This is a genomic window from Candidatus Rokuibacteriota bacterium (genome assembly GCA_030647435.1).
Classification (GTDB): Bacteria; Methylomirabilota; Methylomirabilia; order Rokubacteriales; family CSP1-6; genus AR37.
The window spans coordinates 36,894-57,812 of the sequence record JAUSJX010000129.1 but is presented as its reverse complement, the minus strand read 5'-3'; the positions used below and the strand labels follow the sequence as shown (position 1 = coordinate 57,812).

The window sequence follows — 20,919 nt, the reverse complement described above, 5'->3', positions numbered from 1 at the left end:
TCGACGCGCCCCAGGTCGAGCGCGTCGGTCAGTGTCTTGAGCAGGCAGAAAAGGCTCGCGCGCACGGTCTCGTCGTAGTCGCCGGCCGCCGTCCCGCCCTCGTAGAACACCGAGAGGATGTAGGCCGGCAGGCTCGGATGCTCCCCGTGCTCGAGCGCCTCGAGCAGCTGCGCGGGCGCCGCGCCGTCGTGCTCGCCGAGCCACGCCTGGGTTAGCGCGTAGGCCGTCATGACGCGCTCCTCCGCGAGCAGCGGGAACGGACGGCCCAGGCTGGCCTCGAGGACTTTGAAGAGGAGGAAAGCGAGGCCGAGAGCCGCCTTCTGGACGGCGGGATCGAAGGCGCTCGTGACGGCCTGGGAGAAGGCGGCGGCGTGGGGCTGGAGCTCGAGGAAGACCTGCGCCTCGCTCGCGATGCGGGCGGGCGCGTACCCGGTCATGTCGCGCCACACTTCGTCGACGAGCACCCGATCGATGGCTCGCACCAGGAGGAATCCCCTTGCGGCTTCGTACGGTCTCCGGTAAGGTGAACAGTCGGGATTCTAGCACGCGCGGGCGCGCCGTCCGCGCGCTCTCCGCGAATGGGGCGCTGATGATAACCGCAGAGCACTTCTGGCTATCGGTGGGCTTCCTCGGTCAGGCGTTCTTCTCGAGCCGCTTTCTTGTCCAGTGGATCGCCTCCGAGCGCAAGAAGGAGAGCGTGATCCCGGTCTCGTTCTGGTTCTTCTCGATCGGCGGGGGGACCACGCTCCTGATCTACGCGATCTACCGGCAGGACCCGGTGTTCATCCTGGGCCAGGGCGCGGGCCTCCTGGTCTACCTGCGCAACCTTTACCTCATCCGGCGCAAGCAGCGCCGCCTCGCCCAGGCCGGCAGCTGACGGCCGCCGGCTGGAGGAGACCCCCGATGGATTCGATCAAGACGGATTCGATCAAGTGGGCGGTGCCGCAGGCGCGGGAGATCCTGATGATCCCGGGCCCGACGGAAATCCCCTTCCCCGTCATCCAGGCTATGAACCAACAGCCCGTGATCCAGTACGACCAGACCTTCGACGTGGACGTCCTGGAGCCGATCAACCTGGCGCTCAAGAAAGTGTTCCAGACGGAGCGGGGCGAAGTCATCACCATGCCGGGCTCCGGCAAGACGGCGCTCGAGTCGAGCGCGCTCTCGATGGTCGAGCCCGGCGACCGCGTCCTCGTGATCGTGACGGGCAGCTTCGGCCTGTTGATGGGCGCGGTCATGGGGCGCATCGGCGCCGAGGTGACCGAGTTCAGCGCGGAGTGGGGCCAGCCGCTCGACCTCGTCAAGCTCGAGAAGGAGATCGACCGCGTCAAGCCCAAGATCGTCACGATGGTCCACAACGAGACCTCGACGGGCACGACCTACCCGGCGGCCGAGGTCGGCAAGATCATCAAGGGCCACGGCGCGCTCTTCCTCCTCGACACCGTCTCCTCGCTCGCCGGCATCGACGTCCGCACGGACGCGTGGGGCGTGGACCTCAACATGACGGGCTCACAGAAGTGCCTCGCCGCGCCGCTCGGCATGGCGATCGTGGGCGTCACCCCTCCGGCCTGGGAGGCGATGGAGCGCCGCAAGCACAAGGCCTCCTCGTGGGTGTACGACCTCCTGCGCTGGCGGGACTCGTGGATCCCGGTCTCGCGCGGCGGGCGCGTGCCGGAAGGCGGCAGGCGGATGCAGCCCATCTCCATGCCGACCCACCTGACGGCCGCCCTGGGCGTCGCTGTCCGGCTCGTGCTCGAGGAAGGGCTCGAGGCCCGGTTCCGCCGCCACGCCGTGGCCGGCCGCGCCTTCCGCGCGGGCATCGAGGCCATGCGCCTCGAGATGTTCCCCGACACGTCCGTCCGGTCCGACACCGTCTCCTGCATCAAGACGCCGCCCGGCATCGAGCCCGCGGCCATCGTCAAGCGGATGCGCGAGATTTACGGGATTCTCATCGGCACCGGCCTCGACAAGATGCGGACGACGACGCTGCGCGTCGGCCACATGGGCATCACCGCGAGCCCGCTCTACATCCTGCCGACGCTGTCGGCGCTCGAGATGACCCTCCGCGAGCTCGGCTACAGAAGCGAGGCCGGGGCCTGCGTCGGCGCGGCGCAGACCATCTTCGCGGACGCCACCGCGTGATCGTCATCCCAGACGACTTCCCCTCGGTCTTCGAGGGCACCCCCGCTCACGAGCGGGCGAAGAAGCTCGGCGACGTCACGGTCTTCACCGAGCGCGGCGCCGACGCGGAGCAGGAACTGATCCGGCGCATCGGCCGCGCGGAGGTCGCCATCAACATCCGGGCCCACGCGCGGTTCAGCGAGGCCGTCTTCACCGCCTGCCCCGCCCTCAAGATGATCTCCGTCTGGGGCACGGGCACCGACAACGTGGACCTCAACACGGCCGGCATGCGCGGCGTCACCGTGTGCAACACGCCGGGCGTGAACGCCTTCGCCGTGGCCGAGCACGCGCTGGCGCTGATGCTGGCGGTGGCGCGGAAGATCACCACGCTGGACGCCGAAATGCGGAAGGGCAAGTGGCCGCGCGAGCTGCTGACCCAGCTGCTCGGCAAGACGCTCGGCGTCTTCGGCATGGGCACGATCGGCTCCCGCGTGGCGGCGCTCGGCAAGGCCATCGGCATGGACGTGCTCGGCTGGTCGGCGCTCGGCGAGGAGGCCCGCATCAGCAAAGCGGGGGCGACGCCTGCCTCCAAGGAGGAGATCCTGGCCCGGGCGGACGTCATCAGCCTGCACGTGCGCCTCGACCCCGAGACCCGCGGCTTCATCGGCCGGAAGGAGCTCGGCCTGATGAAGCCCACGGCCATCCTGGTCAACACGGGGCGCGGCGTGCTCGTGGACCGCGACGCGCTCCTCGCCGCACTCAAGGAGCGCAGGATCATGGGCGCGGGCCTCGACGTCTTCCACCAGGAGCCGCTGGCGCCGGACGACCCGATCCTCTCGCTGCCGAACGTGGTCTGCTCTCCGCACAATGCCGGGCAGACCCCGGAGGTCATCCGTGACGGTCTCCTTCGCGCCGTCGAGAACGTGGAGCACTTCCTCCGGGGCAAGCCCCGGGACGTGGTCGTCGCCCCGATCCGCTAGGCCGTTCGGCCCGGGAGGGACCGCAATGCGCAACGGGAGGGCGGTAACCTCCGCGCCCGGCCGGCGGATGGCAGGGTCCTGGCGGCTGCGATAGACTCGGACATCCGGGGCCGCGCTCCGGCACGTAGGAACCGAAGAGGAGCTCAGATGTCGCCGTCCTGCTCGCACACGAATCCGCCCGGGGCGAAATTCTGCTTCGAATGCGGCACGCGGCTCGAAGCGACGTGCGCCGCCTGCGGCGCGCCGCTCGCACCGGCCGCGAAGTTCTGCAGCCAGTGCGGCGCTCCCACCGCGGCCCCTGGCGTAGCCCCGTCGAGCCCGGAGCGGTTTACCTCGCCCGAGGCCTACACCCCGCGGTACCTCGCCGAGCGCATCCTCACCTCTCGCGCCGCGATGGAGGGCGAGCGCAAGCAGGTGACCGTGCTCTTCGCCGATCTGCGTGGCTCGATGGAGCTCCTCGCCGACCGCGATCCCGAGGAGGCACGCAAGCTGCTCGATACGGTGCTCGAGCGGATGATGGAGGCCGTCCACCGCTACGAGGGCACCGTGAACCAGGTGATGGGCGACGGCATCATGGCACTCTTCGGCGCGCCCCTCGCTCACGAGGACCACGCGGTGCGGGCCTGCTACGCGGCGCTTCGGATGCAGGAGTCAGTCGCGCAGTACGCGGAGGGTGTGTTCCGCTCGCACGGGGTGCCCATCCAGATCCGCGTGGGGCTCAACTCCGGCGAGGTGGTCGTCCGCGCCATCGGGTCCGATCTGCACATGGATTACACGGCGGTCGGTCAGACGACCCACCTGGCCGCCCGCATGGAGCAGATGGCGACGCCGGGAACGATCCTGCTCGCCCCCGCGACCCTCCAGCTCGCCGAAGGCTATGTTCAGGTCGCGGCCCGGGGACCGGTCGCCGTCAAGGGCCTGCCGGACCCGGTGGAAATCTACGCGCTCACCGGAGCGAGCGCGCAGCGGACCCGGCTCCACGCGGCCGCCGCGCGGGGACTGACGCGGTTCGTCGGCCGCGACGCCGAGATCGAGCAGCTCCGCCGGGCGCTGGCCCTCGCGCACAATGGCCACGGCCAGCTCGTCGCCCTCGTGGGGGAACCCGGCGTGGGGAAGTCCCGCCTCGTCTACGAGTTCACCCACTCCCACCGCACCCAGGAGTGGCTCATCCTGGAAGCGGGCTCGGTGTCCTACGGCAAGGCAACCAGCTACCTGCCCGTCATCGATCTCCTCAAGGCCTACTTCAACGTGCACGACCGCGAGACCCACCGCGAGGTACGAGAGAAGGTCACCGGCAAGCTCCTCACGCTGGACCGGACCCTCGAGCCGATCCTGCCAGCCCTACTGGCGCTCCTGGACGTGCCCGTCGAGGACACCGAGTGGCAGGCCCTCGATCCGCCGCAACGCCGCCGGAGAACCCTCGACGCCGTCAAGCGCCTCCTGCTGCGCGAGTGCCAGCTGCAGCCCCTCCTCGTGGTCTTCGAGGACCTCCACTGGATCGACTCCGAAACGCAGGCGCTCCTGGACAGCCTGGTCGAGAGCCTGCCGACCGCAAGACTTCTCCTCCTCGTCAACTACCGGCCCGAGTACCGCCACGGCTGGGGGAGCAAGACCTACTACACCCAGCTCCGTCTCGACGCCCTCCCTCCCGAGAGCGCGAACGAGCTGCTCCTGGCCTTGCTGGGCACCGACGCCACCGTCGAGATGCTCAAGCCCGTTCTCATCGCCCGGACCGGCGGCAATCCCCTCTTCCTCGAGGAGAGCGTGCGGACGCTGGTCGAGACGCACGCCCTCACGGGAGAGCGCGGGGCCCATCGCCTCGCCCGGCCCCTCGACACGATCGACGTGCCCGCCACGGTGCAGGCGATTCTCGCCTCGCGGATCGACCGGCTGGATCCTCAGGACAAGCAGCTCCTCCAGACCGCCTCCGTCATCGGCAAGGACGTGCCGTTCGCCCTCCTGCTCGCCATTGCCGAGCTCGGCGAGGAGGACCTGCGCCGCGGGCTTGCCGGCCTCCAGGCCGCCGAGTTCCTCTACGAGACGAGCCTCTTCCCCGACCTCGAATACACCTTCAAGCACGCGCTGACCCACGAGGTCGCATACGGGAGCCTGCTCGGCGACCGCCGCCGCGCGTCCCACGCTCGGATCGTGGAGGCCATCGAGGCCGCCCATCCCGACCGGCTCGCCGAGCACGTCGAGCGGCTGGGCCACCACGCCTCCAGAGGCGAGGTGTGGGACAAGGCGGTGGCCTATCTGCGCCAGGCCGGCGCCAAGGCGGTCGGGCACTCAGCGTATCGCGAGGCGCTGACGTTCTTCGAGCAGGCGCTCGAAGCCCTCCGTCACCTCCCCGATAGTCGCCACACCCGCGAGCAGACCATCGATCTGCGGCTCGACATGCGTTTCCCGCTCTCGGCGTTCGGCGAGTTCCGGCGGATCCTGACCCTGCTGCGCGAGGCCGACGCCCTTGCCACGACGCTCGACGACTCCCATCGACTGGGACGGATCGCTGCCTGGATGTCCCAGTATTTCGACTACGCGGGTGACTACGAGCATGCCGTTGCGGCGGGCCAGCGGGCGCTTGCCCTGACGACTATCACCGGCGACGTCCGCACCCGGCTCGACGCGACCATAATGATCGCGGGGGCCTACTTCAGCCTGGGCGACTATCGGCGGGCCCTCGACTGTTACAGGGAGAACGTGACCTATCTGACCGGCGACTCTGCTCGTGAGCGCTTCGGTGGGCACAGCTTGCCTGCCGCCCTCAACCGGAGTTGGTTGGCCTGGTGCCTTGCCGAAGTGGGCGAGTTTGTCGAGGCGACCGCCTGGGGCGAGGAAGGCGTCCGGCTCGCCGAGACGGTCGATCAGCCCTGGAGCCTGGTCCTCGCCTGTGGCGGAGCTGGCCTGGCGTCCCTCCGCCACGGGGACCTGTCGAAAGCCATCCCCGTGCTCGAACGCGGCCTGCGCCTCTGGCAGTCCGCGCAGCTCCCCCTCTTTTTTCCGAGGCTGGCCTCGGCCTTAGGACTTGCGTATGCGCAGTCCGGACGGCTGGCCGAGGGCCTGCCGCTCCTGGAGCAGGCGGTGGAGCAGTCCGCCGCCATGCAGATCGTGTTCCTGCATACCCTCTGGCTCATCCATCTCAGTGAGGGCCATCGGCTGGCTGGCCGGCTGGACGAGGCCGCCCACGGTGCCATACGTGCGCTTGAGCTGGCGCGCGCTCACCAGGAACGAGGCCACCAGGTCTATGCTCTGCGCCTCCTCGGCGAGGTCGCAGCGCATCGCGAACCCCCGGAGATCGAGCCTGCCGAAACCCATTACCGCCAGGCCACGGCGCTCGCTGAAGAGCTGGGTATGCGCCCGCTCGTCGCCCACTGCCACCTCGGCCTCGGCAAGCTCTTCCGGCGTTCCGGCAAACGCGAGCAGGCCCGTGAGCACCTCACGACCGCAATCACGATGTACCGCGAGATGGATATGCGGTTCTGGCTGGAGCAGGCGGAGGCGGAGATGCGGGAGCTGGCATGAGAGTCGTTGCGCTCACCGCCATCCTCGGACTCAAATGGCCGACGCCATGACCGCTCCGCGCTTCCACGGCGACCCGCCCACCCACTTCGTTTCGCAGTTGCTCGAAGGCGCGGGAGTGCCGCATCTCTTCACCACGCGCAACTTCCCGGGCGTGACGGCCTTCAGAGACCCGTTCCCGCCTCTCGGTCCCGACGCCACGCCCTTGCTCGCCGAGTGCGGCCTCGCTGCGGAGCCTGCGGCCTTTCTCAAGCAGGTCCACGGCGCTGATGTCCTCCGCGCGACCGTGGGTGGCCTGGCGGGGAACGCCGACGCTCTCATCACTGACAGGCCGGGGCTGCCTATCGCGGTCTTTTCCGCCGACTGCGTGCCGATCCTGATCTACGACGCCGACGGGCGGCGGCTCGCGGTCGTCCACGCGGGCTGGCGCGGCACCGCCCAGTCGGTGGCGCGGGTGGCCGTCCTGGCGCTGGTGGAGGCGGGTGGCCGGCCCGAAGGCTTCCTGGCGGCCGTCGGACCGTCTATAGGGCCCTGCTGCTACGAGGTGGACAAGCCGGTGATCGCGCGGCTCGACGCGGCCTTTCCGGGGCGCTGGGGCGCCTGGGTCAGGTCGGTGGGCCTCGGCAAGTGGATGCTCGATCTCTGGGCCGCCAACGAGGAGCAGCTGCGAGGCGCAGGGCTTCGCGGCGACAGGATAGATAACCCCCGGCTCTGCACGGGCTGCCGCACCGACCTTTTCTACTCCTACCGGCGCGGCCACAAGGGACGGCTGGTCAGCGTTGCAGCCGTGCCTCTTACGCCCCCTCACCCTACCCTCTCCCCCGCTGGGGGAGAGGGAGCCGAGAGCAACCCTCTCCCATTTGGGAAGAAGGGAGCCGAGAACAACCCTCTCCCCTCTGAGGACAGGGAGCCGAGAACAACCCTCTCCCCTCTGGGGAGCGGGCCGGGTGAGGGAGCCGAGGAGAACCCTCTCCCCTCTGGGGAGCGGGCAGGGTGAGGGAGCCGAGGAGAACCCTCTCCCCTCTGGGGAGCGGGCCGGGTGAGGGGGCCGAGGAGAACCCTCTCCCCTCTGGGGAGAGGGCAGGGTGAGGGGGAGTGCTGCGTGCTAGAATCGGCCAACCGGACAGGCATTTATGCTCGACATACGGGGCAACTTGGAGAGGGTCCAGCAGGCGGTTGAGCGCGCGTGCCTGCGCGCCGGGCGCAAGGCCGGTGACGTGCTGGTGATCGCCGTGTCCAAGACTGTGGAGATCGAGCGGATCACGCTCGCGCTCGAGGCGGGAGTCAAGGCGCTCGGCGAGAACCGCGTGCAGGAGGCGAAGGAGAAGGTCGCGGCGCTCGGGCGGCCCGTGCCCTGGCACCTGATCGGATCGCTCCAGACCAACAAGGCCAAGGAAGCCGTCCACTGCTTCGACTGGATCCACTCGGTGGACCGCGAGGAGCTGGCCCGGGAGCTCGACCGCCGCGCTCACCAGGCTGAGCGCGTGGTGCGGGTGCTGGTGCAGGTGAACGTCGGCGAGGAGCCGCAGAAGGGCGGTGTGCAGCCCGCCGAGCTCAAGCGGCTGCTCGACGCCATGACGGGCTGTCGCAATCTCGACGTGCGCGGGCTCATGTGCATCCCGCCCGCGGCGGACAGCGCGGAGGCGGCGCGTGTCTGGTTCAAGCGGCTGCGCGAGCTGCGGGACGCGTCGGGCCTCGAGCACTGCTCCATGGGGATGAGCGGCGATTTCGAAGTGGCGATAGAGGAGGGGGCGACCATGGTGCGCGTGGGCACGGCGATCTTCGGCCCCCGCGCGCCGAGGGCGGCCGTCACGGAGGGCGGGGCGTGAGCATCAAGGGCAAGCGGGTCGCGTTCCTCGGCGCGGGCAACATGGGCGAGGCGCTGATCAAGGGCCTGACCCAGACGGGCCTCGTGCCCGCAGGCTCCATCACCGCCGCGGACCCCCGAGCGGATCACCTGGGACAGGTCGCGACGCGCTACGGGATCCGGGCCGTCACGGACAATTCCGCGCTCGTGAGCGGCGCCGACGTGATCATCCTGGCGGTCAAGCCGCAGATCATGGCCGCCGTCCTCAAGGAAGTCGCCTCCGCCGTCGACGAGGGCAAGCTCCTGATCTCGATCGCCGCGGGCGTGGCAACGCGCAAGCTCCGGGACCAGCTGGGCAAGCCCGCGCGCCTGATCCGGGTCATGCCGAACACCCCGGCCCTCGTGCTGGAAGGCGTCACGGCCATCGCGCGCGCCGAGGGCCTCCGTCCCGGTGACCTCGAGGCCGCGCAGGAGCTCTTCGCCGCCGTCGGCAAGGTCGTGGTGCTCGACGAGAGCGCCATGGACGCCGTCACGGGACTCTCCGGCTCCGGCCCGGCCTACGTCGCCATCGCGATCGAGGCGCTGGCTGACGGCGGGGTCAAGATGGGGCTCGACCGCGCCACGGCGACGCTGCTCGCGGCGCAGACCGTGCTCGGCTCCGCGCGCTTGATCCTCGAGACGGGCGTGCACCCCGCCCAGCTCAAGGACATGGTCTCTTCGCCGGGCGGCACCACCATCGCCGGCATCGCCGCGCTCGAGGACGGCGGGCTCCGCCGCGCCTTGATCCAGGCCGTCGAGCGCGCCACGCTGCGCTCGCGCGAGCTGGGGGCAGGGTAGCCGTGCTGTCGCTGCAGCCTGCCGATCTGATCATGGATGTGCTGAACATTTACACCTGGATCATCATCGCGGCGGCCGTCATCTCCTGGGTCACCCCGAACCCGTACAATCCCGTCGTCCGCCTGCTCCGCCGACTGACCGAGCCGGTGCTGGCGCCGATCCGCCGGCTCCTGCCGCCCTGGAAGACCTTTGGCCTCGACTTCTCGCCGATGATCGTCATCCTTCTGATCCAGTGGGTCGTCCCGGTGCTGCTCCGGGCGCTGATGAACTAGCCGCAAGAGGAGACACCGAACCGTGCGCATCACGCCCATGGACATCCGCCAGCAACAGTTCACCGTGAAGATGTTCCGCGGCTTCGACACCCAGGAGGTGGACACCTTCCTGGAGGACCTGGCGGAAGACTACGAGGCGCTCCTCAAGGAGAACTCGCTGCTCAAGGAGCAGCTGCAGGCGCTCGAGGAGCGCACGCGCGGCCTCGAGGAGCGCGAGAAGGTCCTGCAGGAGACCCTCGTCACGACCCAGCGGCTCGTCGAGGAGATGAAGGACCAGGCGCGCCGCGAGGCGTCCGTCATCATCCGCGAGGCGGAGGTCCAGGCCGACAGGATCATCGGCGCCTCGCGCTCCGCGGAGGGGAGCCTCCAGAGCGAGATCATCGCGCTCAAGCGGACCAGACGCCAGCTGGCGGAGGGGCTCCGCTCGACCGTGGAGATGTACCAGCGCCTGCTCGAGCAGGACCTCAAGGCCGTCGCCGCGGATGAGCCCGCGAAATCCTGAGGCCGTCCTGCTCCACGTGCGCGTCCAGCCCAAGGCCCGCGCGAACGCGGTCAAGGGCTGGCACGGGGCGGCGCTCCGCGTCAGCGTCACGGCCGCGCCGGAGGACGGCAAGGCCAACCGCGCGGTGATCGACCTCCTGGCCGAGACGTTCGACGTCGCCCCCTCGTCCATCAACCTCGTGCGCGGCGCCGCGTCGCGCGACAAGTGGTTCCGCCTGCCCCAGGGCGTGAAGATCCCGGGATGATCGCGCCGATCCGCTGGGAGCGGCACCGCCTCCTGCTCCTCGACCAACGTCTCCTTCCCGTCGAGGAGCGCATGCGCGAGTACACCCGCTGGCGGGATGTCGCCGACGCCATCCGCACCCTCGTCGTCCGCGGTGCGCCGGCGATCGGCTGCGCCGCGGCCTTCGGCGTGGTGCTGGCCGCCCGCCAGAGCGCCGCGCCCGACGGCGACGGGCTCGTGGCCGAACTCGAGGAGGCGATCAAGGGGCTCGCGGCCACGCGGCCCACCGCGGTCAACCTCTTCTGGGCGCTCGACCGCATGCGGGGCGTCGCCGAGGCGCACCGCGCGCTCCCGGTGCCCGCGTTGAGAGAGCGCCTTCTCGGCGAGGCGCAGGCCATCCTCGACGAGGACCTGGCGGGCAACAAGGCGCTCGGCGCCCACGGCGCGGCGCTCGTGCCGGAGCGGGCCCGCATCCTCACCCACTGCAACGCGGGCGCGCTGGCGACGGCCGGGTTCGGGACGGCGCTGGGCGTGATCCGCGCGGCTCACGAGCAAGGGCGCGTCGCCCTCGTGTGGGTGGACGAGACGCGGCCGGTGATGCAGGGCTCGCGGCTCACCGCCTGGGAGATGGTCAAGGAGGGCATTCCGCATCGGCTGATCTCGGACGTGGCGGCGGGCTTCGTCATGAAGCAGGGCGAGGTGGACCTCGTCATCGTGGGCGCGGACCGCATCGCCGCGAACGGCGACACGGCCAACAAGATCGGGACCTACTCGGTCGCGGTGCTGGCCAGCCACCACGGCATCCCGTTCTACGTCGCGGCGCCGTTGTCCACCATCGACCCGTCGATCCCGTCGGGAGCGGCCATCCAGATCGAGGAGCGCGGCGGCGACGAGGTCCGCCGCATCGGCGGCTGTCAGACGGCGCCCGCCGAGACGCCCGTCTACAACCCCGCGTTCGACGTGACGCCGGCCGAGCTCATCGCCGGCATCATCACCGAGCGGGGAGTCTTCCGCTTCCCGTACTCCTTTACGTAGGGCCGTGTCCGGCAACCGGCACCCGGAAGCCGCCCGGCGCTACCACGACGCCACCGCGCATTCGCCGCAGTCCGTCCGCGCAGGCTCCCGCGGGCTCGACTGGGACACCAAGCCCGAGCCGTTCAAGATCTACCCCGGCCTGCCGGTCGTCGGCCTGCCTCGCGACTTCCCCGTGCCGGCTCTCGATGCGCTGGCGGCCATGTCGACCGAGCCTGCCGGCGCGACCCCGCTCGACCTCGAGCGCCTCGCCGCGCTGCTCTTCTTCTCTGCCGGCGTCACCAAGCGCACGAGCTATCCGGGCGGCGGCGCCATGTACTTCCGCGCGGCGCCGTCAACCGGGGCGCTCTATCAGACGGAGGTCTATGTGGTCGCGGGCGACGTGGCGAGGCTCGAGCCCGGGGTCTACCATTTCTCGCCCGGCGACTTCGCGCTGCGGCGCCTGCGCGAGGGAGATTTCCGCGGCGCGCTCGCCATCGCCGCTGCCGACGACGACCTGGCCTCGCGTCCCGCGACCCTGATCCTCTCCGCCATCTACTGGCGCAACACCTGGAAGTACCAGGCGCGGGGCTACCGTCACCTCTTCTGGGACTCGGGCAGCATGCTGTCCAACCTGCTCGCCGCCGCGACGGCGCTCGACCTGCCCGCGCGCGCGATCACCGGGTTCGTGGACCTCGAGGTCAACGGGCTGCTCGCTCTCGACGCGGAGAAGGAAGGCGCGCTCCTGCTGGCGCCCGTGGGCGGGCAGGGGAGGCCCGCTCCCGTGTCTCCCGTCATCGCGGCGATCACGCCCGCGGTGATCCCGCTGGGGTCCTCCGAGGTGGACTATCCGCTGCTTCGCGATGCGTATGAGAACTCGTCGCTCGACGGCGAGAGCGAGGTGCAGGCCTGGCGGGAGGCGTCGTGGCAGCGGCGGTCCCCGGCGGGCGCCCTCGTGGCGCTGCCCACGCCGCGCCCGTCGGCGGGCCGCGCGCTCGCCGAGACCATCATGGCGCGCGGCTCCACGCGCCAGTTCTCCGGCGAGGCGATCGGCGCAGGCGAGCTCTCGATGGCCCTGTGGCATGCCACGCGGGGCTGGCCCGCCGATGCGCCCTGGGACCTCGTGGATCTCTACCTGACCGTGCACGCGGTGGACGGGATAGAGCCCGGCGCCTACGCCTACCGTCCCGAGTCCCACGCGCTGGAGCTGATCAAGCGGGGCGATTTCCGTGAGCGGTCGGCGTTCCTCTGCCTCGAGCAGTCGTTGGGCGGCATGTCGAGCGCGACGGTCTTCTTCCTCGCGGACCTCGACGCGCTCCTCGACGAGTACGGCAACCGCGGCTATCGCCTGGCCAACCTCGAAGCGGGACTGCTCGGAGGGCGCCTCTACCTGGCCGCCTACGCCCTGCGCTTCGGCGCGACCGGCCTGACGTTCTACGACCGCGACGTCGTGGACTTCTTCTCTCCCCACGCCGAGGGCAAGGACGCCATCTTCGTCACGGCCCTCGGCCGCTCGGTCAAGGGCCCCGCGCAATCGCCGGCGCCTTTGCAGATCAAGCGGTGAGACGGCGCGCGTTCAGTTCTGGGTCACGTCGGCGGGTTTGACGCGTCCGGCGACGGTGAAGTCGCCGCCGCGAGGCGTCAGGACGATCATCTCGCCCTCGGCGGGGTAGAGGCCCGTCAGCGCCGTGATGTTCACCTGGTGGGTGACGAGGATGAGCGTCCCGCCGCGGTGACGGCTGACCAGGTTGCGCACCGCGCCCGTCTGGCCGGGCTCGCGGTCGCGGTTGCGGAAGAAGGAGTTGAGCGGGAGCCACGGGTTCGCCATGCCGAAGGCCAGCGTGGCGTGTCGAGGCAGCGGCACCAGACGCCCGAGCGTACGTCGTCCACCGCGATGCCGCGCGCCCTGAAGGCGTTGCCGATGCGTCTGGCGTCGTCGCGTCCCGAGGGGGAGAGATTGCGCTGGGTGCTGCAGTCCTCGGGACGCATGGTGTCCGGGTCGCCGGCCGTCCCGTCCGTGGATGCATGGCGCATGATCACGACCTGGCCGCCTGACTTGAGAAGAGCCCACAGCGCCTCGCTGGCGTCGGCCTGGGCGGGAAGCGCCAGGAGCGCCAGGGCGAGGACCCCTGCGCGAGGGAGCATCACGCGGGAATCGGACGCACCTCGACGCGCGCGTCGTAGGCGGACTGGCCGCCCGGGATCCGCGGGTCGAGGCCGTCGCTGGCCTCGGGCCCGAGACACGCCTCGCCGCTCGTCAGCGTGTTGAGCCCCGGCCAGCCGTCGCGCGCCCACACCACGCCCGGCAGGACGTCCTCGGTCACGCGGGCGACGGCCTCGAAGCGGCCGCGCTGATTCACGAGCTCGATCCGGCTCCCGACGGTGATGCCGCGGGGCAGGGCGTCGGCGGGATGAATCCAGACCTCCGCGTGAGGCTCAGCCCGGGCAAGCATCGGCAGGGCGCGGCCGTTGTCGTAGAAAGAATGGAAGGCCGTCAGGACGCGACCCTGGCGGAACTCGAGCGGGAAGCCGGCTGAATCCGGCTCGGGCGGCGTGTAGTCGGGGAGAGGAGGAAGGCCGAGGGACTTCGCGCGCTCGGAGTAGAACTCGACCTTGCCCGATGGGGTCGCGTAGCCGCCCTCGCGGTACGGCACATGCGAGAGCTTGCTCCTCTCCGCCATGCCGCCCAGCTCTCTCAGCCGCGCCACGGTCAGCGCCCCGTCCTGCTGAGGGGCCAGCAGCGCGTCCATATACTCCTCGAGCGAGTCCCAGGGGAAGAAGTCGTTGATGGACAGTCGCTCGGCCAGCTCCCTCAGCACGGCAATCAGGGGCCGGCACGCCCCGGCGGGGTCGAGCGCCCTATCCATTAAGTACAGGTGGGTGGCGGTCTCCTTGATCCCCAGGTCCTCCAGCCAAACTGTCCCGGGCAGGACGATGTCCGCCACGCGCCTGATCGTGTCGTTGGCGAAGATGTCGTAGGCCACGATCAGGCCCACGCGCTCGAGGTCCCGCTCGATCGCGCCCGCGTCAGAGAACGAGTTGAGCATGTCGGTTCCGGCCGTGAGGAGCACGTCGAGCCGGCCCTCGCGGATGCACTGCGCGATCGAGGCCATGTGGCTCGGCACCCAGGGGCCCGCGGGGCGGCGGTCGAGGGCCGTCAGATCGGCGAAGTGATCTCCCGTGGGGAACGATCGATGGCGCGGACCGAAGCCGCCTCCCGCCATGCCCAGCTGGCCCGTGAGCGCGGGCAGGGTGGCGATGGCGCGTCCGGGCTGCCAGCCGTGCCGGTGCTTGTACATGCTGGCGCCGCCCACGATGATCATGGCCGGCTTGCTCGCCGCGTACTCGCGCGCGAGCCGTCTGATGTCTTCCGCCGCGAGCCCCGTTTCCGCCGCGGCCCATTCGGGAGTGAAGCGCTCGAGGTGCTTCGCATACGCCTCGTAGCCCACCGTCTGCCGCGAGATGAAGTCGCGGGCCACGAGCCCCTCGGCGACGATGACGTGGGCCATCGCCAGCGCGAGCGCGGCGTCGGTGCCTGGGCGGATGAGCCACGTCTCGTCCGCGTGGCGCGAGGCCTCGGCCCGCCTCACGTCGATGGCGATGACGCGCGCCCCCCGCCGCCGCGCCTCGATGAGATGCGGCGCGGTGGTCGGATGGCTCGCGAGGTTCGCGCCCCAGAGGATGACCTGGCGCGAGTGCGCGGCCATGTCCTCCTTCGTGTTGGCCTCGATGACGCCCGTGAGCGCCAGCCCGTAGGCGCCCATGGCCCAGCAGACGATGGCCGGGTTCCAGACCTGCATGCCGCCCAGGTGACCGAAGCGCATGATGAGCGGCCGGTTGATGCCGGTGACGTGGGCGCCGTGGCCGAACCAGAAGCCGACACGCTCGCGCCTGGACGCGTCGATGGCGGAGATGATGCGCTCGAGCGCCTCGTCCCATGAGACGGGCCGCCAGCGGTCCTCGCCGCGCCTGCCGTCGCGCACGAGCGGCTGGGTCAGCCTGAGCCCGTTGTGGGGGATCTCGGCTGCGGCTCTCCCGCGGATGCAGAGGAAGCCCCGGCTGTCCGGATTGTCCTGGTCGCCCTTGACGCCCAGCAGCCGGCCCTTCTCTGACACCTCCACCAGCATCCCGCAGAAGGTCGGATGGCAGTTCATGGGGCACATGGTGCGGACGGTCCGAGGCGGCATAGCGGAAATCATACCTCTCCGTTGCCTCGGGCGCGCGCCTTCTGCTAGTGTGGGAACAGCGCACACACCACGCCAGCGCACTACTGACGAAGAGGAGCGGCGAATGAAGAAGTACCAGCTGATGGCGCCGGGCCCGACGCCCGTCCCGCCTCATGTCCTGCTGGCCATGGCCCAGCCGATCATCCATCACCGGACGCCCGAGTACGAGGCGCTCTCCGTCGAGGTGCGCGCGGGGCTCAAGCGGCTCTTCCAGACCTCCCACGACGTCATCGCCATGGCCTCCTCGGGCACGGGCGCCATGGAGGCCGCGGTGGCGAACACGCTGTCGGCCGGGGACACGGTGCTGGTCCTCAAGGCGGGCAAGTTCGGCGAGCGCTTCCTGGAGCTTTGCGCGGCCTACGGCGTCAAGACGATCGCGCTCGAGGCGCCCTTCGGCAACACCGTGCCCGCCGCGCGCTTCGCGCAGGCGCTCACGGAGCACCCGGGAGTCCGGGCCGTGCTGATGCAGCACAGCGAGTCGTCCACCGCCGTGCTCCACGACGTCAAGGGTATGGCCGCCGTGACGCGCGGCACGGACAAGATCCTGATCGTGGACGCCGTGTCCTCGCTCGGCATTGCCGATCTCCAGATGGACGCCTGGGGGGTGGACATCGTGGTCTCGGGCTCGCAGAAGGGGTTGATGCTGCCGCCGGGCCTTTCCTTCTGCGCCGTGTCAGAGAAGGCCTGGGGCCACATCAAGGCATCGCGGCTGCCCAAGTACTACTTCGATCTCCAGGCTGAAAAGAAGTGGATGGACAAGAACGAGCCGCGCTTCACGCCGGCCGTCAGCATCATGGTCGGGCTGCGTGAAGTCCTGCGCATGATCGACGCCGAGGGTTTGGCCCAGGTCTTCCAGCGCCACGAACGTCTGGCCCGGGCCACGCGCTCGGGTGTCGAAGCGCTCGGTCTCGAGCTCTTCGCCAAGGCGAACCCGAGCCCTGCGCTCACGGCCGTGGTCTCGCCCAAGGGCATCGACAGCGAGAAGATCCTGGCGACCTATTCGACGTCCCACAACATCACCATCGCGGGCGGGCAGGGGGAGATGAAGGGCCAGGTCTTCCGCCTCGGCCACATGGGCTACGTCAGCGACTTCGACGTGCTGACGGCGCTGGCCGCCCTCGAGCAGGTGCTCCACGAGCTCGGCCATCCCGTGGACTTCGGCGCGTCGCTCGGGGCCGCCCAGAAGGTTTTCGTCGAGCGGGGGTAGCCGCGGTTCAAGGCCCTACGCTGCCTTCCGCCTGGTGTATTACTTCTGAGACTCTGGGACGGCCACTTCAGATCCTATACAGTACCGGGACTATGGCTATTCCCGATTCCGGCGTCGGCCGCGAATTGCCGCGCCCTGTCCTTCAGGCGATGCTGGTCTCCGATCAGGCAATTCGAGAGGCCGAGACGAACAAGGTAAGTCTCGTAGGCATCTTCGATCAGATTCGCGGCGCCGAGTTTCCGCTCGCCTGGGCTCGGCCGACGGCCGTGTACGCTCGGGTCACAGACGCGGAGGGCCACTACCAGATCCGGCTGGAGCTGGTTCGCCTGGAAGACGAGCTATCCGTTGGGCGCGTGGACGTCGAAATGACGGTCGGAGACCGCATGGGCTTCAGCGAGTTGATCTTCAATCTTGACCGCCTCATCTTCGAGCGCCCAGGGCGCTATGAGTTCCGGCTCTTTGCGGGCGATCGGTATGTTGGCGGCGTGGTCTTCACTGTGATACAGATGGATGAGCGGTAAGGAGGTTCACATGAACGACAAACGCGTAGCGTCCTCCTCGAATAAGGCGTCCCGAGTTGAGGTGATGAAGAAGCCGTTCATGCTTCCAAAGCCGGTTCCGGCGACCCCCAAGAAGTAGTCCGGAACCACCCTCCTTGCCATTTGCGGAATTGTCGCCCTCCGGGGGTAAGATACTGGCTTGGCCATGTCACTGAGACTCCTGCTCCTACGTCACGGGGAAACGGCCTGGAACCGGGAACGCCGGTACCAGGGCTGGACGGATACCCCTCTATCCGCGGAAGGCCTCATCCAGGCCGAAGCCGCCGCCCGCGAGCTCAAGGAGCATACCTTCGCCGCCGTCTACGCGAGCCCGCTCCGGCGCGCGCGCGACACGGCCGCGGCGATCGCGGCGCCCCACGGCCTCGAGGTCGAGACGGACCCGGCCTTCAAGGAGCTGGGCTTCGGCCAGTGGGAAGGCCTGACGCTCGACGAGGCGCGGGCGCGCGACGCGGCCCTCTACGAGGGCTGGGCCAAGACGCCGCACCTGGTCTCGCCGCCCGGCGGTGAGAGCCTCGTCCAGGCGCGCGAGCGCATACTTGGCGGCCTCGAGCGGCTGCGCGCCGGGCATCCCGATGCGGTCGTCTGTCTCGTCGCCCACGGCATCCCCGTGCGCATCCTGATCCTGGAAGTGCTCGGGCTCGGGCTCGAGCGCATCTGGTCGCTGCACTCGGCGCCGACGGGCATCTCGGAGCTCGAGTTCCGCGACGACTGGACGGCGCTGCACCGCATGAACACCCTCGTCCACCTCGACGCCGTCCCGGCGGGCCGGTAAGAGCGGGGACGCATGGTGGACTTTCGAGCCGACACTCGTCTGCCGCGCCGCAGGCGCGGACCGGGGGGAGGCGAGGGCTGAGATGGACCGCAGGATCCAGCAGACCCAACTGCCCAAGGGCGCCAAGATCTACCTGCCCGACGAGGCCGCGCAGAAGCGGCGCGTCGAGACCGAGCTGCTCGGCGTCTTCCGCAAGTGGGGCTACCGGGACATCGTCACGTCCGCGTACGAGTACTTCGACGTGCTCGCCCAGGGAACGGACCAGGAGCTCCAGGAGCGGATGTTCAAGATGGTGGACCGCGAGAGCGGCCGGCTCCTGGCCCTGCGCGCCGACGTGACGCCGCAGATCGCGCGCATCGTCGCCACGCGGATGCGCGAGGAGCCCAAGCCGCTGCGCCTGGCCTACCTGACCAACGTCTTCCGCTACGACGAGCCGCACGTCGGGCGCTACCGCGAGTTCTACCAGGCGGGCGCGGAGCTGGTCGGCCTGCCCAACCCCGAGGGCGACGCCGAGCTGATCGCCATGGCGGTGGAAGGCCTCCGCGCGCTCGGGCTCGAACGATTCCAGCTGGATGTTGGACAAGCGGATTTCTTCCGCGGCATCCTGGAAGACCTAGGCGCCGACGAGGCCACGGCGCGCGAGCTGCGCTCGGCCCTCGGCCGGAAGGACGTCTCCGCGCTGGAGCGCATCGTGGCGGGGCTGGGCGCACCCGCGGCCGTGGGTGAGCTCCTGCTGGCGCTGCCGGACCTCTACGGCCGTGGCGACGTCCTCGAGCGCGCCGAGCGCCTCGTCAAGAACCCGCGCTCAGAGGCGGCGCTCGCCAACCTGGCGGAGGTGTACCGGCTGCTCACCGTTTACGGCCTCGCCGACGCGGTGCTGCTCGATCTGGGCGAGGTCAGCGGCTTCGACTACTACTCGGGCGTGCACTTCGAGGCCTACGTCTCCGGGCTCGGGGCGCCGCTGGCGGGCGGCGGCCGCTACGATCACATGCTGGCGCGCTTCGGCTACGACTGCCCCGCCACGGGCTTCGCCTTCGAGGTGGGCCGCGTGCTGCTGGCGATCGAGAACCAGGGCGCGGCCGCGCCGGTACCGGGTCCGGACTTCTTCATCATCGACTTCACGGCCGACAAGGTCCGCGCGTTGGCTCTGTCGCGGCGCTTAAGGGACCTCGGAGCGGCAGTGGCGAGGGACATTTTGAGCCGCGGGCTCGACGCGTCGCTCGCCTACGCGCGGCAGCAGCGCGCCCGGTGGGCGCTCGTGATCGGCGAGCCGGGAGCGGACGCCGAGCAGGTGCGGGTGATCCCGCTGGACGGCAAGGGCGGCGAGCGGCGCGCGGCGGCCGCCGAGATCCTGGCCGACCCCGCCCGCCATTTTCCGGACATGGGAGGTACGCGTCATGCCTAACATCGTGATCGTCGGAGCCCAGTGGGGCGACGAGGGCAAGGGCAAGGTGGTGGACGTGATCACGCCGCACTTCGACGTGGTCGTGCGCTACCAGGGCGGCAACAACGCTGGCCACACCGTGGTCGTGGGGCGCGAGAAGTTCGTGCTCCAGACCATTCCCTCGGGCATCCTCCACCCCGGCCGCCGCAACATCATCGGCTGCGGCGTGGTGGTCAACCCGGCTTCTCTCATCGACGAGATGGAGTCGCTGGTCCAGCGCGGCGTCTCGCTCGACGGCAACCTCTACATCTCGAAGAACGCGCACGTGGTCATGCCGTACCACCCGGCCCTCGACCGCGCCAGCGAGTCCAAGGCCGGCAAGCACCGGATCGGCACGACAGGCAAGGGCGTGGGCCCGGCGTACGCCGACAAGACCGGGCGCGTCGGCATCCGGATGGCCGACCTCCTCGACGAGCGGCTCTTCCGCGAAAAACTCGAGTACAACGTCAAGCAGAAGAACCGTCTGCTCCGCGAGATCTACGACGCCGAGAGCTTCACCGTCGAGGGCATCCTCGGCCCCTACCTCCGGTACGCGGGGTGGCTCGCGCCCTATATCACGGACACGGCGCTCCTGCTCCACCGCTGGATGGAGGCCGGCTCCTCCGTGCTCTTCGAGGGCGCGCAGGGGACCATGCTCGACATCGACCACGGCACGTACCCCTTCATCACGTCGTCGAGCACGACGGCGGGGGGCGCGTGCACGGGCTCGGGCGTGCCGCCGACCAAGATCGACGGCGTCATCGGCATCTCCAAGGCCTACTGCACGCGCGTGGGCGACGGCCCCTTCCCGACAGAGCTCCGAGGCCCCATCGCCGATCTCCTGCGCACGCGCGGCAAGGAGTTCGGATCGGTCACGGGCCGGCCGCGCCGCTGCGGGTGGGTGGACGCCATCGGGCTCCGCTACGCGGCCCGCATCAACGGGCTCGACACGCTCGCCATCACCAAGCTCGACGTGCTCGACACCTGCGAGACGATCAAGATCTGCGTCGGCTACAACTACGATGACGAGGTGCTGACGGATTTCCCCGAGGAGGAGCGCATCTGGCACGAGGCGGAGCCCGTGTACGAAGAGCTCTCGGGGTGGAAGACCTCGACCGCGGGGTTGCGCGACTACGAGGACCTGCCGACCAAGGCCCGCGAGTACCTGGCGCGGCTGTCCGAGCTCTGCGGCGTGGGCATCTCGCTCGTCTCGACGGGCCCCGTGCGCGACGAGACCATCCTGGTCAACGACTCGACGCTCGCCCGCTGGATCCCGGGCCTCCGTTCCTCCCTGCCGCCCCACTAGGCTGTCGGTGTATCCAATCGGCGACACACGCGCCCAGTTTTGACATACGTACGTCGCCTGCGTATGCTGTGAACGTCATGATTCCGAGGGAAGCTATTCGTCGGAACCGCAGCCGCGTCATCGTTGAAACGGTGAAGCACGTCGTCCACGAGCGCGA

Annotated in this window: 20 protein-coding genes; 17 read left to right on the top strand and 3 right to left on the bottom strand. The window is 69.8% G+C overall.

Features of this window, described 5'->3' with window-relative positions; translation table 11 throughout:
• On the bottom strand, positions 1–482 hold a 482-nt coding region (locus Q7W02_22410), incomplete at its 3' end, for a hypothetical protein (protein MDO8478897.1).
• Between the two features lie 107 nt (positions 483–589).
• Between Q7W02_22410 and Q7W02_22405 the strand changes: the two genes are divergently transcribed.
• The 12 genes from Q7W02_22405 to Q7W02_22350 all read left to right on the top strand — a co-directional run bounded on the left by Q7W02_22405 (position 590) and on the right by Q7W02_22350 (position 12,832).
• On the top strand, positions 590–877 hold the full coding sequence (locus Q7W02_22405; GenBank protein MDO8478896.1) for a lipid-A-disaccharide synthase N-terminal domain-containing protein: 288 nt from the start codon (positions 590–592) through the stop codon (positions 875–877).
• Positions 878–903: 26 nt separating this feature from the next.
• Positions 904–2,142 (top strand): alanine--glyoxylate aminotransferase family protein, encoded by a 1,239-nt coding sequence (locus tag Q7W02_22400; protein ID MDO8478895.1) that lies wholly within the window; start codon positions 904–906, stop codon positions 2,140–2,142.
• Positions 2,139–3,101, top strand: coding sequence for an NAD(P)-dependent oxidoreductase (locus Q7W02_22395; GenBank protein MDO8478894.1), 963 nt, complete (start codon positions 2,139–2,141; stop codon positions 3,099–3,101). Before Q7W02_22400 ends, Q7W02_22395 begins: the two co-directional genes overlap by 4 nt.
• A gap of 147 nt (positions 3,102–3,248) precedes the next feature.
• Positions 3,249–6,620 (top strand): adenylate/guanylate cyclase domain-containing protein, encoded by a 3,372-nt coding sequence (locus Q7W02_22390; protein ID MDO8478893.1) that lies wholly within the window; start codon positions 3,249–3,251, stop codon positions 6,618–6,620.
• A 46-nt stretch (positions 6,621–6,666) separates the two neighbouring features.
• On the top strand, positions 6,667–7,614 hold the full coding sequence (gene pgeF / locus Q7W02_22385) for a peptidoglycan editing factor PgeF (GenBank protein MDO8478892.1): 948 nt from the start codon (positions 6,667–6,669) through the stop codon (positions 7,612–7,614).
• Positions 7,615–7,750: 136 nt separating this feature from the next.
• Complete coding sequence (locus Q7W02_22380; protein ID MDO8478891.1) at positions 7,751–8,446, top strand: YggS family pyridoxal phosphate-dependent enzyme; 696 nt, start codon at positions 7,751–7,753, stop codon at positions 8,444–8,446.
• Positions 8,447–8,448: 2 nt separating this feature from the next.
• On the top strand, positions 8,449–9,261 hold the full coding sequence (gene proC, locus Q7W02_22375; protein MDO8478890.1) for a pyrroline-5-carboxylate reductase: 813 nt from the start codon (positions 8,449–8,451) through the stop codon (positions 9,259–9,261).
• A 2-nt stretch (positions 9,262–9,263) separates the two neighbouring features.
• Positions 9,264–9,533: a YggT family protein gene (locus Q7W02_22370; protein ID MDO8478889.1), complete on the top strand. Its 270-nt coding sequence runs from the start codon at positions 9,264–9,266 to the stop codon at positions 9,531–9,533.
• Positions 9,534–9,555: 22 nt separating this feature from the next.
• Positions 9,556–10,035, top strand: a complete 480-nt coding sequence (locus tag Q7W02_22365; GenBank protein MDO8478888.1) for a DivIVA domain-containing protein — start codon at positions 9,556–9,558, stop codon at positions 10,033–10,035.
• Positions 10,016–10,279 (top strand): DUF167 domain-containing protein, encoded by a 264-nt coding sequence (locus Q7W02_22360; GenBank protein ID MDO8478887.1) that lies wholly within the window; start codon positions 10,016–10,018, stop codon positions 10,277–10,279. Before Q7W02_22365 ends, Q7W02_22360 begins: the two co-directional genes overlap by 20 nt.
• Positions 10,276–11,292, top strand: coding sequence for an S-methyl-5-thioribose-1-phosphate isomerase (gene mtnA, locus Q7W02_22355; GenBank protein MDO8478886.1), 1,017 nt, complete (start codon positions 10,276–10,278; stop codon positions 11,290–11,292). The genes Q7W02_22360 and mtnA overlap by 4 nt, the downstream gene beginning before the upstream one ends.
• A gap of 4 nt (positions 11,293–11,296) precedes the next feature.
• Positions 11,297–12,832, top strand: coding sequence for a SagB/ThcOx family dehydrogenase (locus Q7W02_22350; protein MDO8478885.1), 1,536 nt, complete (start codon positions 11,297–11,299; stop codon positions 12,830–12,832).
• Positions 12,833–12,844: 12 nt separating this feature from the next.
• Here Q7W02_22350 and Q7W02_22345 read toward each other — a convergent pair whose 3' ends face one another.
• Together Q7W02_22345 and Q7W02_22340 are read right to left on the bottom strand one after the other, a co-directional pair.
• A complete protein-coding gene (locus Q7W02_22345; GenBank protein ID MDO8478884.1) occupies positions 12,845–13,132 on the bottom strand; it encodes a hypothetical protein in 288 nt (95 codons plus the stop codon).
• A gap of 280 nt (positions 13,133–13,412) precedes the next feature.
• Positions 13,413–15,455, bottom strand: a complete 2,043-nt coding sequence (locus Q7W02_22340) for a molybdopterin-dependent oxidoreductase (protein MDO8478883.1) — start codon at positions 15,453–15,455, stop codon at positions 13,413–13,415.
• Positions 15,456–15,558: 103 nt separating this feature from the next.
• On the opposite strand from Q7W02_22340, the gene Q7W02_22335 reads away from it, so the two are divergent.
• From Q7W02_22335 to Q7W02_22315, 5 genes are all read left to right on the top strand, one after another.
• The gene (locus tag Q7W02_22335) at positions 15,559–16,701 is read left to right on the top strand and encodes an alanine--glyoxylate aminotransferase family protein (protein ID MDO8478882.1); all 1,143 of its coding nucleotides are present in this window, start codon (positions 15,559–15,561) and stop codon (positions 16,699–16,701) included.
• 92 nt (positions 16,702–16,793) lie between these two features.
• Entirely contained in the window at positions 16,794–17,222 is a 429-nt protein-coding gene (locus Q7W02_22330; GenBank protein ID MDO8478881.1) for a hypothetical protein, read from the top strand.
• A gap of 184 nt (positions 17,223–17,406) precedes the next feature.
• Positions 17,407–18,033, top strand: coding sequence for a histidine phosphatase family protein (locus Q7W02_22325; GenBank protein ID MDO8478880.1), 627 nt, complete (start codon positions 17,407–17,409; stop codon positions 18,031–18,033).
• Between the two features lie 82 nt (positions 18,034–18,115).
• Positions 18,116–19,438 (top strand): ATP phosphoribosyltransferase regulatory subunit, encoded by a 1,323-nt coding sequence (hisZ, locus tag Q7W02_22320; protein MDO8478879.1) that lies wholly within the window; start codon positions 18,116–18,118, stop codon positions 19,436–19,438.
• Positions 19,431–20,762 (top strand): adenylosuccinate synthase, encoded by a 1,332-nt coding sequence (locus Q7W02_22315; GenBank protein MDO8478878.1) that lies wholly within the window; start codon positions 19,431–19,433, stop codon positions 20,760–20,762. The genes hisZ and Q7W02_22315 overlap by 8 nt, the downstream gene beginning before the upstream one ends.
• Positions 20,763–20,919: the final 157 nt, after the last annotated feature.